Genomic DNA, 13,823 nt, shown 5'->3' with positions numbered 1-13,823 from the left:
CCAGCTAAATCTCCGTTAGCAACCCAAACCCTGCTGGATATGCCGATATTAGCGGTAGAAATTCCAGTTACTGCTGCAAAAGTGGAGCAAATTGCTGAAAATAGCAGGAGTAATCGGCGTTAATTTTCCGGCACCTACGTGTCTACTGCTGCGCGGCATTCTGGCCGGCCATAAAGCCGGTAGAGAAAGCAGCGGTGATGTTATAACCGCCTGTATAGCCGTGAATATCAAGGACTTCTCCGCAGAAGTAAAGTCCATTCACCAATTTCGACTCCATCGTGCTGGGGTCGACTTCTTTGAGATGCACGCCGCCGCCCGTAACGAAGGCTTCTTCAATGGAAAGCGTCCCGTGTATATGCACGGGAAAAGCCTTCATCAGCTTGCACATATCGAGCCATTTCTGCTTCGGAATGTTGTCATGTGTAAGCTGCTCGTCCAGACCGGAACGCTCCAGCAGCATAGGAATCAGACGCTCGGAAAGGAGAGGCTTCAGCACGTTCTTGATTGCTTTCTTGGCCTCAGCTTTCGTGAGCGCCATGCTTTCTTTGTACAGCTCGTCCATGCTCAGATCAGGGAAGAGATCTACGGTGAGCAGAACTTCCTTGCGCTCGGTTTTGGCTAGTTCCTTAACGACGAACTGGCTGCAGCGCAGGGCAATCGGGCCAGATAGCCCGAAGTGTGTGAACAGCATGTCCCCACGGTGGGAGATGACAGCCTTTCCTTTGGCGTTCCACACGGAAAGTGTCACATCCCGCAGAGAAAGCCCCTGCAGCTCGCGGCTGCGGATCCAAGCTTCCTTCGAGGTCAGCGGCACCTCGGTGGGGAAAAGCTGCGTGATCGTATGCCCGCCCGCCTCAGCCCACGCATACCCGTCTCCCGTGGAGCCTGTATGCGGAACAGAGCATCCGCCCGAGGCGATGATGACAGCACGGCTGTCCATCTTCTCGCCGGAGTGGAGCTGGACGCCTTGGACGCTGCCGTCCTGGAACAGGACCCTTTTGACCGGACTGTTCGTCCGGATCTCCACACCCTGCGAGCGAACTTGGCCGACCAACGCGTCTACGACGGTTTTGGCCTTGTCGCTGACGGGAAACATACGTCCGTTATCCTCCTCTTTCAGACGGATTCCGAGACTTTCAAAGAAATCGATAATGTGCTTGTTGCCGAACTGCGTCAAAGCACTATATAGGAAGCGCCCGTTGCCCGGGATATGCTGAATAAGCTCATCCATGTCTTTGTTATTCGTTACGTTGCACCTGCCGCCCCCGGAGATGCCAAGCTTGCGGCCGAGTTTATCCCCTTTGTCGAGGAGGAGAACCTTCGCACCTTGGCGGCTTGCGGCAATACTGGCCATGAGGCCAGCCGAGCCTCCGCCGATGACAATGACATCATACTTCATACGATACCTCTAGTTCATTTTTGAAAAATTGTATCATGTTTTCGTTCTTACTAACAACCTGTGGATAACTTGTGAATAAAATAATCATATTTGTGGGTAAATCATCTTAATATTGTGGATAATGTGCGCAAGTTTGTGGATAAAGGTTCCAAGCCCTTACGATACCTTATCCTGGAAGTGATAATGATCAATTCGCATATCCAGCCATCTTCGGTGGAGAGAGGCTTTTTTTCCGAAATAGTGAAGTTCCTGCTCGGCAGTGACCACGATTGCTTCACATACGGAAGTGCGTTTGGCCAGCAGCGCCAGCCCTTCCTTCACTCCAAGTTGTGCAAGCGTCCTAGCCCACACCTGGCATTCCACAAGATCTTGGCCGGCAACCGTGCACTGCACGACATCATGGGCGGAGCCTGCGTCCGGTTCTTCGAATCGGCTGTACGTAGATAGGGAACCCTCGGGTAAAGCGATGGCGCCAAGTTTGGCGCTATCATGCCAGGGATTTTGAATACCGATAATCCAAGGATCTGTTCCCTGTGTGTTTCGCCCCCAGACGGTGATTTCTCCTCCCGCGAGAATTAGTCCTTGCTCCAGGGAAAGCTTTTTTCGCATATATTCAGCTAATCGCTTGACCGCCCAACTCTGCTCCAGCCCTCTCAATTGAATGTTGGCATTGTAGGGGAGCTTAATCGATTTCGTAGAAGGATCTACTTCCCATTCCAGAAGGGCGGCGGCACTTAGACCATTCGCATGGAGAGGATGATAATAGCCATCAGTCACAGCTTGGTACATTTCAGCTAAAAAAAGCACCTCCAACATCGTATTAGAAACCATGCAGTTTTCCCCAGCTAATGTATTAAGCAGAGAGATTTCACTGTCAGCAAGAGCGGGGCTGAACCGCTTGTCGACATTGCGAAACCAATCATCGGTTAATTTAGTAATGAGTGTGCGTTCTTGATCGTCACAGCGGAGCAATAATTCGATCTCAGATCTGAGCGATTGGAAATGGAACGAATGGAAGGAAGGGGCAAATGGCTCCATAAGTGTTTCCTCTTTTCTTTGTGTCCTTACTTTGATGATTTCATTATAGAAGTGTTACCTGAGATTCAATTGATAGTTAGCTGAAAAATTACTGAAAAGTTCAGATTCACGCGGATTTGGGGTCTGGCGGCAAAAGTATTCAGCAACCTTTCAGCTTTTGCTCAGGTTGCTTTTAGGCAGGATATGGGATACTGACTATAGAAAATGTCTGTATCGAATTGAACCCGGGAGGAACAACCCCATGCGCCAGTTAAAAGGAATCAAAATTCTGCTCGTAGATGACGAGCCTCATATTTTGGAATTTTTAGAATTAGGCCTGACGAATGAAGGCTTTGAGGTCATGACCGCATCGGATGGCCTTTCTGCCATCACGACGTGCAATAAATTTCAGCCGCATATCGCGATTTTGGATGTGATGATGCCAGGAATGGACGGATTCGAAGTTTGCCGTATGATCAAAAAGACGGAAAATGTCGCCGTTATCATGCTGACAGCCAAGGACGAAATCGATGACCGCGTCAAGGGACTTACCATCGGCGCGGACGATTATATGGTCAAACCGTTCAGCTTTGAGGAGCTGCTTGCCCGCATTTATGCGCGGATCCGCAATCATTTTCCGAATTTGTTCGGCGAGGTTGTGATTGGACCCCTTCGTATGGATGACCGGCGCAAAGAGATTAGCCTGCATGACAAAGTGCTGGAGCTATCCCCAACCGAATATGAGCTGCTTAAATTTATGGCAATTAACCATGGGCTTGTGCTCAGCAAATCGATGATTCTCGATAAAGTTTGGGGCTACGATTTTGGAGGCGAAGAGAACATCGTGGAGGTGTACATTCGGTCTCTGCGCGATAAGCTGAACGATAAGGAGCATAAGCTGATTCGCACGATTCGCGGGGCCGGCTACCGGATGGATTTGACATGAAAAGGAAGGGCCGGTTTGCCGATCTTTTTGTGACGGGCTCTCTGAAATTTCAACTGCTTTCTAGGACCTTACTGGTGCTGTCCGTGCTGCTGCTGCTCATTGGTGTGTTTCAGTATGTGGTTATGCAACGTTTCATGTATCAAAACAAAGCGGAGACGATCCGCAACCAACTTGCTGCGCTGCCGCCGAATATGCTGCGTCTGGGCTTGGGAGCTGGAGAGGGGCAAAATCCCGTGTTTCCCTCAAACCGTGATAACCGTCCTGGTTTAACGGGCGAGCAGGAGCGGATTTTCGTATCGGAATTATCCATTGCTTTTATTGATGACAAAGGAAATTATAAGCTGATCTCTTCACCTTTTGAGCAGCCCACTCCCCAATTAAGCCAAGAGGAATATCTGAGTCTTCTGGCAAAGAAGAAGATGAAGCTAGAACACCGCATCATCAAAGATGAAAGCGGCAATGATCAGCTAGTCGTTTTTCATCAGATTGGCGGAGAGCCAGAACGATCCCGGGGCGGCCCCGGTGGGCCTGGATTTCAGGGCATTATTCAAGCTAGCACCAGTGTTGCGCCGATTCGGGATGTGCTGGTGCAGCAGCTGCTGACCTTTATTTTTCTATCTTTGTTAGCGATGGTGTTTGGTCTTCTGGGCTTCCTTCCCGTCTTACGCCGAACGCTGGTTCCGCTCTCCAACATGGTGGATACGGTCAAGCAGATTGATGCAGGTAACCTGAACGAACGGTTCCCCGCACATCAAGGACAGTTGGAAATGGATCGTCTGGCCGCCTCATTTAATGGGATGCTAGAACGGTTGGAGGTATCTTTTGAGGCGGAAAAGGAAGCGAAGGAGCAGATGCGCCGTTTTGCGGCAGATGCTTCGCATGAGCTTCGCACACCGCTTACGTCTATACACGGCTTCCTAGAGGTGCTGCTTCGTGGAGCGTATCAGCAGCCGGAACCATTGCTGAAAGCATTGAAGAGCATGCATGGGGAGTCTGTGAGAATTAACAAGCTGGTCGAGGACCTCCTTCTGCTGGCGCGGCTTGACCGTTCACCCACTTTTCAGAAGACAGAAGGAGTGCTGGATGAGATGCTTCATGAGATGGAGCCTCAGCTTCGTCTACTGGCAGGAGACAGGAAAGTTACTTTCCACTTAGCCCGCCAGACCCGATGTCTGTATGATCCGGATAAAATCAAGCAGGTTGTGCTTAACCTGTTCCACAATGCTGTGCAGCATACGCACCCGATGACCGGGCAGGTCGGGCTTACACTAGCGCAGACGCCAACTGGCGTGGAAATTGCCATCCATGACAATGGGGAGGGGATTGCCCCTGAACATCTTCCTCATCTGTTTGACCGGTTTTACCGTATCGATACCTCGCGTGCAAGACGGAGCGGCGGCGCTGGTCTGGGCTTATCGATCACACATTCGATAGTCCAGCTCCACGGCGGATTGATTGAAGTGCATAGTATTGTTGGGGAGGGAACCACCTTTAAGGTGATCCTCCCTGGGGTGAAATGAGAACCTATCTCGGCGGATGCCGGGGTAGGTTTTTTGCTTTTGGGGGATTGGCTGGAGGCTGAGGCCGAACAGGAGCCCAAGCTCAACCCAGGCCGCGCCCCTCTCTCTCGACGGCAGCACTTCTAACGGACTCAGAAGCCGTTATATTGCCAAATTCAGCTGAATTTGGAGGCTAACGGACTCAGGAGCTGTTATCTAGTGATTTGTCGTAGTTTTAGGCAATTTTATAGCCATTAGCGACTCGTGAGTCCGTTAGACGAAAATCCTATCCCCAAAACAGCAAATAGAGTCACCTCAGTCCGTTAGCCCACAGAGATGCTAGTGGTAACTTGGTGGTTGAAGTAACATGCCCCCACCAATAGTAGCTAACTAGTTAAAGTAATAAACCCACCAATAGCAGCTAACTAGTTAAAGTAATAAGCCCACCAATAGTAGCTAACAAGTCAGAGTCCCATAACCCCGCCAATAGTAGCTAACAAGTCAGAGTCCCATAACCCCGCCAATAGTAGCTAACAAGTCAGAGTCCCATAAACCCACCAATTAGCTCTCCATGCGCTCGTCCCAAGGAGTTTCCTTTTTCAGCCAATTCTCAGAAACCTCTCAACTAACCTTCAGTTTATACTCAGATCAAATTCAGGTTAGGCATCTATACTTGGTTTTGTAAGGAACAAACAAAAATAATTGAAAGAAAAGGTGGAACAAACGATGAAAACTATCTCCAGAAAAATTCTTACAGGTTCATTAATCGCTTCTTTTGTACTTGGTGTCGGTTTTGTTGGAGCCCTACATAATCAAGCATTTGCAGCTACGCCAACAAGCACTTCCGCCAACGATATGACTCATAAAGCAGGTCCAGGCAAGGGCGGAAGAGATTTCGGTGATCGCGGTGGCTTCCGTGGAGGAAACGTACTGAAAGAAACAGCAACGATCCTGGGTGTTGAGGAAAGCGCAGTGCAAGAAGCATTGAAAGCAGGCAAAACACTATCCGCATTCGCAGAAGAGAAGGGCTTGACGAAAGCCGACTACCTGCAGAAACTGGTCGCAGCAGAGACGACATCAATCACAGCTCAGGTGACGGCTGGTAAACTTACACAAGAGCAAGCAGACAAGATTGTGAGTGGTCTCTCTGACCAATTGACGAAACAAATCGATGGCACTGGTTTCAAAGGCGGCTTCCGAGGTGGCTTCCCAGGCGGTGACCGAGGCGGCAAAGGGCATGGCGGCGACAAACTACTTGAGCAAACAGCAACTATCCTTAGTGTTGAGCCAAGTGCTGTGCATGAAGCATTAAAGGCAGGCAAAACATTATCCGCATTCGCGGTTGAAAAAGGACTGACAGAAGCAGATTTCGTAGCGAAGCTAGTGGCTGCTGAAACAACGGCGATCAACGCGGAAGTTACGGCTGGCAAGCTGACGCAAGAGCAAGCGGATAAAATGCTTTCGGATCTATCCGACCGTATCACGAAAGAAGTGCAAAGCACTCGTCCTGAAGGCGGTCCTGAAGGCAGAGGCGGCGATCACCCCGGTCCTGGCGGATTTGGTCCTGGATTCTTCGGCAGCCCTGAAGCGTTGACACAGATTCTGGGCATGACGCAAGAAGAGCTGAGAACCGAATTGGAAGCGGGGAAATCCCTTGCTGAAGTGGCTTCTGCCAAAGGCATCAGCGAGGATGATCTGATCAGCAAAATCAAAGACAGCATGACAGATAGCATCAAAAAGCAAGTCGAGCAAAAAGGCTTCGGCCCTAAAGGCAAACCTTCGCAAGATGAAGCTGCGCAAGCTCCAGCAGCGACGAACTAATCGAATAAAAAGCCGCGCTCCTTCCCCCAATAATAGGGGATAGGAGTGCGGCTTTTTTTATTTGACGTCGTAGCCTTTGGCGATGGAAGGCTCAATCCAGCGCTTCGTCGTATGCTCACGCCGCATGATAACCACGCGGTCTTTGTAGACGTCCACGATGAGACTCTGGCTGACGCCAATCGTCTCCGGCTCGTTCTGAGCGCTCCATACCTCGCGGATGGAGGCGCTGGAAGCGGCCAGAAACTTCAGCTGCTTGACTTGGTTGGTTGTCTCCAGGTTCCAGTGGGTATGGCCGCTGAACAAAATAACATTCGGGTGCGCATCGAGCAGCTCCCGCAGTTCCTGGTGCTGGACGACGCCCAGCTCCCGATCCGTGCCATCCAGCGTCTGCGGCAGCGGCTGATGGAGGAACACGAACACGGGCTTGCCGGCATCCGCCGTGCCCGCGGCCGTAAGCCTGTCGCGCAGCCAAGTGAGCTGCTCGGCCGAGAGGAACGCATCCTCCTTATTGGAGGCGTTCACGTCACGATACGCTTCCCCGCTAAGGAAGAGGAAGCGGTAGCCCTCCACGATAAGCTCGTGATACGGCTTATCGTAGCCCCATACGCGGTCGAATAACGCGACCGCTTGCTTACTGGACCAGGCTGGATTCATCTTCGATGTATCCATGCCACCCTCTGGCGTACGCCATACGCCGTAGTAGTCGTGGTTGCCCATGGTCGCGTGCACAGGGGCATGCGGCTGGCTGCTGAGCAGCCCCATCAAGCTGCGATAGTCGCCCTCGCTGCCGCCCGTCAGGTCGCCGTTGAGGACGAGCAGCTTGCTCTCTGGGCGTTGCTTGTGGTGATCCGCCAACGCGCGACTGAGCAGCAATTGAGACACGTTATCCGTGGTCATGATATGAGTATCACTAAGCACGGAGAAGGAAAACAACGGGGGTCCCTGCAGGGCAGAGGGAGCCTCGTTTGTTCTGTTTCCAGCTTGCTGGCCCCCAGTGCTCTGCACCTCTTGTACCATTGATTCCGCGCGATAGGTGGTAACTGACGTTGATATAAGCAACAGGGCAACGAAGGTTAGTCGTATTTTAGATAAAAACATAGGCTGATTTACCTCTCATGGGAGTAGTGGATGACGGTTTGTTCTAGTGGTATTCCCAGTTTGGAGGGGATTTATGTTTGAAGGAGTGCCCAAATTGCACGCTGCCTGTTGACAATGAAGTCCTTTGGTTGTATGGTTAATTACATGAGTAACTAACCAATCTGGTGGTGAGGAAATGGGTTTGACGATGGATGACAGCCGCCCGATTTTTGTGCAGATCGCGGAACGCATTGAAGATGACATTATTGAGGCAAGAATGCCGGAGGAATCGCAGGTACCTTCTACGAATCAATTCGCAGCTTTTTATCAAATTAATCCGGCGACCGCGGCGAAAGGTGTTAATTTGTTGGTGGACCAAGGCATTTTGTATAAGAAACGCGGGATTGGCATGTTTGTAGCGGAGGGAGCGCGAACGAAGCTGATGGAGAAGAGAAAAGAATTATTTTATGAACAGTTTGTCGTGGCGATGGTAAAAGAAGCTGAAAAGCTAGGTATAACGGTAGAACAGCTAACTGAAATGGTGCGAAGAGGAGGAAAAGTGTGATGACCCACATCGTGGAAGTAAACGGGCTGACGAAGTCCTATGGGAACGTAACAGCAGTTGATCATGTTAGCTTCAAGGTAGAGGCGAACAAAATCTATGGTTTACTAGGCAGAAACGGTGCTGGGAAAACAACGATCATGCATATCCTTTCAGCCCAGCAGTTTTCAACTAGCGGCGAGTTGAAGGTATTTGGTGAAAAACCGTTTGAAAATAGCCGTGTTTTGAATCAAATTTGCTTCATTAAGGAAAGTCAAAGATATCCGGAGAGCTATCGTGTCGCAGATGTGATGGAGATTGCCAAGACACTTTATCCAGATTGGGACGATGCGTATGCCAAATCGCTCATTGAAGATTTTCGGTTGCCGCTGAAAAGAAGAATTAAGAAGTTGTCCAGAGGGATGCTTTCCTCCGTTGGCATTGTGGTTGGATTGGCTAGCCGTGCGCCGCTTACGATATTTGATGAGCCGTATTTAGGCTTGGATGCCGTGGCTAGAGCCTTATTCTACGACCGTCTGCTGGAGGATTATGCGGAGTACCCACGAACGGTGATTCTTTCAACGCATTTGATTGATGAAGTAAGCCGTCTGCTTGAGCATATCTTGGTGATTGATAACGGTAAGCTGATCCTTGATGAAGATGCGGATGCGCTGCGCGGTCGTGCTTGCACAGTATCTGGGTTGGCTACGGCGGTAGAGGCGTTCTCAAGAGGCAAGGAAGTGCTCGAACGTCAGTCCATCGGTGCTGCTGCAACGGCTACGATCTTGGGGGCTTTAACGGATCGTGAACGGAAAGAAGCTGAGTCGCTGGGGCTGGAATTTGCGCCGGTATCGCTGCAGCAGCTCATTGTGCATCTGACACGTACACCACTTGCGGGAAAGGGGTCTGAGCGGGTATGAATCGAGTAAATAACGTCATTAAGCTTCATATGAGGAATAAAATGTCGTGGTTAATCGTCCCTTGGATCATTCTTGGTTTGAACTTTGTTATCAGCTATATCATTTCGCTGTCCTTGAACGACGGAGAAACTATGAATACAGGTGGCCTGTTCTCAATATTTATTTACACATTAGTTTCAGGCGCCGTGACCCTTAAGGACACCTTCCCATTTGCTCTGGGACTCAGCATCCGAAGAAAGGATTATTTCGTTGGAACAGCTCTAACAACTTTCCTCTATAGTGTCTGTACAGCGGCGATGTTGGTAATTTTGGCATTAATTGAAGAAGGCACAGGTGGATGGGGCGTTCGTTTGCATATTTTCAAAGTCGCCTTTTTGGGGGATCTCTCTCCTATCGCGGTTTTCGGTATCTATTTGATTCTCCTGCTGCAAATGTACTTTCTCGGTTTTGCTATTTCCAGTATTCATAGACGTTTCGGAGCGTTAGGCATGATAATTTTCTTCGTTGTAGCGCTTCTAATAGGTACTGGAGGATCTATGTTACTATCCCAGTTTGGCATGTGGGGAAGTATTTCGTCCTGGGTCGTCCATCATTATCTAGAGTTATTTTGGTGGATGGTACCTTTGCTTGCTGTTTATTTACTAGCCGCATATGGCTTGTTGCGCAGGGCAGCAGCTTAGTAGGATTTACTCTTTCAGCTAAGATGTGAAGGATGATGGGGAACTACAGGGCGTTATTTGAGCCAAATCAGCTGATTTTAGACGCAGAGGGGACTACATGGTCTTATTTGCCCTCAATAGTTTGAATTTGGCTGAAATGGGCACGAATAGCGGAACGTAGTTCCCACGCCAGTCAAAATGAAAAAGAAATGAACCCGGGATCTTGTTCCTGGGTTCATTTTGCGTTACACCACATTATTGGTATTCGTATCGATGAGATCCGGATCAACCGTGTTGGCACTGCCGTTAAGAACGTTCTGAACACTTCCGAAGCTATCCCCCGGGGAAAATGAGTTGGCGCCCGCATAAATCTTGGAATTACTCGATAGCCGTATTAAGGCGGTATCACCAAACTGGACATTCGAACCCGAGTTCACACTTAGAATTTTGACACCGCCATAGACCACTGAAGGCATTGGTTCGGCCCCCTTCCCAATCACTTTTATTGTATGTACACGGAAGCCTATCTGCCACCGCGATATTTATGCTCCGAACAGAGGTCGTAGAAGCGCCCCGACTAAGGTCTAGTATGAAATACCGTCCACGGTCCGTTTTGGAAAGGCTCGATTTTACCTAGAATAAAGACATGAACAAGAGCACAGCACATAACGAAAGGCGGTGACGAAATCATGAAAAGAAATACAGGCTTAGCCGCTCTGCTAATCGCGTTCGGCGCGCTGATTCTGCTTAACAAACTGGGACTTCACATGGGACCCTTTATTGGTTCGGTGATGGGATACCTAATTCCGATTGGTATGGTCGGTCTAGGATATATTGGCATTCAGAATGGCAATAAATTCGGTTGGCTAATTGCAGGGATCGGAGGTATCATCCTGGTCAGCAAGTTAGCGGGCTGGATCATTATTCTTCTGGCGATTGGATTGATTGGTTACGGGGTTTCGATGTTGACAAGAAGAACCGTTTAATAGGTTGGAAAAACAGAGTGGAAAAGGTGGTATGAGAGATGAGCCTATTAAGGCGTATGAGAGACATTACCGTAGCATCCCTGAATGAACATTTGGAACGGTCCGAAGATCCGGTTCGCTTGATCGACCAATACTTAGCTGCTCAGCGCGAACAGCTTCAGCAATCCGAGAGGCTGTACCAGCAATGCGTCACTCACGCAGCTTCGCTACGGCAGCAATATTTGACGGCATTAGAAACCAAAGAGAAGCGTGAGAATCAAGCGCTTCTGGCTTTGAAGGCCGGCGAAGAACATATGGCACGCATCGTGCTTCAAGAGAAACTGCAAGCTGAGGAGAAAAGCGAGCAATATCGCGAATTGTATGAGCAAGCCAAGCAATCCATCCTAGACTTGGATGAAGAGCTGCAGCAGCTTAAAGCAGATTACAAAGAAGTGGCAGATAAACGCAGCTATTACCTAGCACGAATGGAATCCGCTCGCTTGCAGCAAAGATTACATGCTCGCAGCAGTGTGTCGCAGGATGCGTCACCACGGATGTTCGGTCGCTTGGAAGAGCGCGTATCCGATATGGAGCTTCATGCAAGAACGCTCCGAGATGTACGTCGTATGGGCCGCGAAAGCTATTACGGTGCGGGGAATCCGGCAGTAGACGCTGAGCTTGAAGCCCTACGGAGTAGGCTGAATCAGGAGGGAGCAAACAATCATGAGCAAAATATACCGCTCACGAAGAGATAAAAAGGTAACAGGTCTTTGCGGTGGACTCGCCGAGGCTATGAACGTTGATGCAACGCTGTTAAGACTGCTAGTGGTCATCACGACATTTTTTACAGGTGGAACGGTCATTTTCATCTACTTTATCGCCGCTATTGTGATCCCGAAGGAACCTGGCTACGACCATCCACCGTTTGATCCGTATGCGGGCTCGTATTCCCGCCCTCCGTACAATGGTGGTTGGAACACGGCGGCGCATAAGCCGCACCCAGGTCACGTACCTCCGCATCACGCAGGTTATAACGCTGCTTATGAGGCAAGCAAAAACACGAACAACATCGATGAAATGATGAAAGATATTGAGAAGAAAGCTTTGCAAAGAGAAGTGGAAGAATTAAGAGCCAAAGTCGCTCGTTTTGAACAACAACCAATTGATATTAAAAAAGGAGACGTGTAAACCATGGGAGTATTTACAAGAATGAAAGATATGACGAAAGCATCAATTCACGAGGTATTGGATAAAATTGAGGATCCGATCGTCATGTTGAATCAATATCTGCGTGACATGGAGCAAGAAATTGCACAGGCTGAAGTAACTGTAGCTAGACAAATTGCAAGTGAGCGTAAATTGAAACAACGCCTTGAGGAGTCCGTTCGTTTAGTAGCTGACCGTGAAGTGAAAGCTTCCACGGCGATCAAAAACGGTCAAGAAGGCATTGCTCGCCAAGCCGTTGAAGAAAAATTGTATCATGAAGATAAAATTGTCGAGTACACGGATTTATATGCTTCCGCCAAAGCGCATGCTGATGAGCTGACCCAACAGCTTCACGAAATGAAAGATGAATTCTACAAAATGCGCAACAAACGCAACGAGCTCGTATCCCGTGCTCAGCTCGCCAAAGCGAAAAAGCAAATGGCGCAAGTTTCCTATAACGGTGTGATCGAGAGCGGCAGTGCATCCCGTGGCTTCCAACGTATGGAAGAAAAGATCATTCAACTGGAGGTTGAAGCGGAAATCGCTCGCAAGCCATATGTACCGGCTGGCACAGTAGGCAGCTACACACCTGTTGATGTAGCGAAGCAAGCAAAGGTTGATGAGCAGATGAACCTGCTGAAAGAGAAATTAAACGGCAACGCTGCTGAGTAAGCGGCTAGTTACGAGGGGCCTATTCTTGGGTAGAAATTTACCTGAGGATAGGCCTTTTTGTGCTCCAATTTTACATAGTCGCATAAAGAGGAGTTGAGGCTGTTCCTGTCGGATTTCCCGGGAAATATTGGGTTTAATGTCGAAAGCGAGGATAGCCATACTAGAGTAGCACAGAAAATGCGCGAAGAGGGGGAACGGTCATGAGCGAGCGGAAGCGGCGAGCAAGCGTGTATTTCATAGGGTTAATGATTAGTGCCAATTTAGTAGGGTGTGCGGCCGAACAAATACATACGGAACAAGCGGCACAAGTTCGTAAACCGTTGTCAGTTAAAATAGCGAGTGACGTCTTGGAGGGAAACCCTTCTCCTGCCCCGGTGAAAGAGGACTTTGATGCAACAGTCGTGGAAACGAGACATTTTTATACAGGACCTCCCCACCATAAGCCATCTCCTGTCGGGAATAAGATCGCCTATCTAACCTTTGATGACGGTCCGTCAAACAGTACAAGGAAGATTTTACATATTTTAAAAACCTATGGGGTAAAGGCCACTTTCTTCGTCATAGGCACAGAAACGAGCGAGGGAAAAGCGCTTTATAAGGAAATCGCTGCGGCAGGGCACGCACTTGGGAATCATACCTATTCGCATAACTATAACCGTATTTATAAATCTCCTGAAGCCTTCATGAGCGATGTGCGCAAATTGGATCAACTGCTGGAGGAGACGGTAGGCTATCGACCTGACATTCTAAGGTTTCCAGGAGGTTCTAACAATCATTTGAGCCGTAAGTCCGGCGGAATGGGCGTTATGAGTAAGGTGGCGGCCGAGGTGAAAGCGCAGGGCTACCAGTATTTTGATTGGAACGTTAGCTCGACAGACGCGGCTGCTCCCGTGCAGGATAGGGACATGATCATTGACTCTGTGCTGAGCGCAAGCAAAGGGAAGAAGCGCATCATCGTACTTATGCACGATAACACATATAAGACGACAACCCTTGAGGCGCTGCCTATCGTGATCCAAAAGCTGAAAGCAGCCGGCTTCCGTTTTGAGAAATTGCAGAAATCGTCATTTACATTTCAGTTCCTAGGGCTTTGATAGTTGC

15 protein-coding genes are annotated in these 13,823 nt (G+C 49.3%); 11 read left to right on the top strand and 4 right to left on the bottom strand.

What is annotated here, in order from left to right:
- Positions 1-142: 142 nt before the first annotated feature.
- Positions 143-1,399: a BaiN/RdsA family NAD(P)/FAD-dependent oxidoreductase gene (locus GQF01_RS10215; RefSeq protein ID WP_161406684.1), complete on the bottom strand. Its 1,257-nt coding sequence runs from the start codon at positions 1,397-1,399 to the stop codon at positions 143-145.
- Positions 1,400-1,555: 156 nt separating this feature from the next.
- Entirely contained in the window at positions 1,556-2,437 is an 882-nt protein-coding gene (locus tag GQF01_RS10210; RefSeq protein WP_161406683.1) for an FAD:protein FMN transferase, read from the bottom strand.
- Between the two features lie 241 nt (positions 2,438-2,678).
- Between GQF01_RS10210 and GQF01_RS10205 the strand changes: the two genes are divergently transcribed.
- From GQF01_RS10205 to GQF01_RS10195, 3 genes are all read left to right on the top strand, one after another.
- On the top strand, positions 2,679-3,362 hold the full coding sequence (locus GQF01_RS10205; RefSeq protein WP_145669100.1) for a response regulator transcription factor: 684 nt from the start codon (positions 2,679-2,681) through the stop codon (positions 3,360-3,362).
- Entirely contained in the window at positions 3,359-4,882 is a 1,524-nt protein-coding gene (locus tag GQF01_RS10200) for a sensor histidine kinase (protein WP_161406682.1), read from the top strand. Before GQF01_RS10205 ends, GQF01_RS10200 begins: the two co-directional genes overlap by 4 nt.
- A 705-nt stretch (positions 4,883-5,587) precedes the next feature.
- Entirely contained in the window at positions 5,588-6,682 is a 1,095-nt protein-coding gene (locus tag GQF01_RS10195) for a hypothetical protein (RefSeq protein WP_161406681.1), read from the top strand.
- 57 nt (positions 6,683-6,739) lie between these two features.
- On the opposite strand, the gene GQF01_RS10190 is transcribed toward GQF01_RS10195, so the two are convergent.
- Complete coding sequence (locus tag GQF01_RS10190; protein WP_268894346.1) at positions 6,740-7,699, bottom strand: metallophosphoesterase family protein; 960 nt, start codon at positions 7,697-7,699, stop codon at positions 6,740-6,742.
- A gap of 256 nt (positions 7,700-7,955) precedes the next feature.
- Here GQF01_RS10190 and GQF01_RS10185 point away from each other — a divergent pair, with 256 nt between their 5' ends.
- From GQF01_RS10185 to GQF01_RS10175, 3 genes are read left to right on the top strand one after another with little or no spacing between them, the layout of a single operon-like run.
- Positions 7,956-8,324, top strand: coding sequence for a GntR family transcriptional regulator (locus GQF01_RS10185; RefSeq protein ID WP_161406679.1), 369 nt, complete (start codon positions 7,956-7,958; stop codon positions 8,322-8,324).
- Entirely contained in the window at positions 8,324-9,220 is an 897-nt protein-coding gene (locus GQF01_RS10180; RefSeq protein WP_202556239.1) for an ABC transporter ATP-binding protein, read from the top strand. Before GQF01_RS10185 ends, GQF01_RS10180 begins: the two co-directional genes overlap by 1 nt.
- A complete protein-coding gene (locus tag GQF01_RS10175) occupies positions 9,217-9,900 on the top strand; it encodes a hypothetical protein (protein WP_161406677.1) in 684 nt (227 codons plus the stop codon). Before GQF01_RS10180 ends, GQF01_RS10175 begins: the two co-directional genes overlap by 4 nt.
- A 224-nt stretch (positions 9,901-10,124) precedes the next feature.
- On the opposite strand, the gene GQF01_RS10170 is transcribed toward GQF01_RS10175, so the two are convergent.
- Entirely contained in the window at positions 10,125-10,355 is a 231-nt protein-coding gene (locus GQF01_RS10170; protein WP_145669084.1) for a spore germination protein, read from the bottom strand.
- A gap of 213 nt (positions 10,356-10,568) precedes the next feature.
- Here GQF01_RS10170 and GQF01_RS10165 point away from each other — a divergent pair, with 213 nt between their 5' ends.
- The 5 genes from GQF01_RS10165 to GQF01_RS10145 all read left to right on the top strand — a co-directional run bounded on the left by GQF01_RS10165 (position 10,569) and on the right by GQF01_RS10145 (position 13,816).
- The gene (locus tag GQF01_RS10165; protein ID WP_145669081.1) at positions 10,569-10,865 is read left to right on the top strand and encodes a LiaF transmembrane domain-containing protein; all 297 of its coding nucleotides are present in this window, start codon (positions 10,569-10,571) and stop codon (positions 10,863-10,865) included.
- A gap of 38 nt (positions 10,866-10,903) precedes the next feature.
- Positions 10,904-11,599, top strand: a complete 696-nt coding sequence (locus tag GQF01_RS10160; protein ID WP_161406676.1) for a PspA/IM30 family protein — start codon at positions 10,904-10,906, stop codon at positions 11,597-11,599.
- Complete coding sequence (locus GQF01_RS10155; RefSeq protein ID WP_145669074.1) at positions 11,568-12,032, top strand: PspC domain-containing protein; 465 nt, start codon at positions 11,568-11,570, stop codon at positions 12,030-12,032. The genes GQF01_RS10160 and GQF01_RS10155 overlap by 32 nt, the downstream gene beginning before the upstream one ends.
- A gap of 3 nt (positions 12,033-12,035) precedes the next feature.
- Positions 12,036-12,722, top strand: coding sequence for a PspA/IM30 family protein (locus GQF01_RS10150; protein WP_161406675.1), 687 nt, complete (start codon positions 12,036-12,038; stop codon positions 12,720-12,722).
- 200 nt (positions 12,723-12,922) lie between these two features.
- Positions 12,923-13,816 (top strand): polysaccharide deacetylase family protein, encoded by an 894-nt coding sequence (locus GQF01_RS10145; RefSeq protein WP_161406674.1) that lies wholly within the window; start codon positions 12,923-12,925, stop codon positions 13,814-13,816.
- The last annotated feature ends 7 nt before the right edge of the window (positions 13,817-13,823 follow it).

It is taken from the genome of Paenibacillus silvestris, from assembly GCF_009882985.1.
Lineage (GTDB): Bacteria > Bacillota > Bacilli > Paenibacillales > NBRC-103111 > Paenibacillus_E > Paenibacillus_E silvestris.
This window is presented reverse-complemented; position numbering and strand designations above follow the sequence as displayed.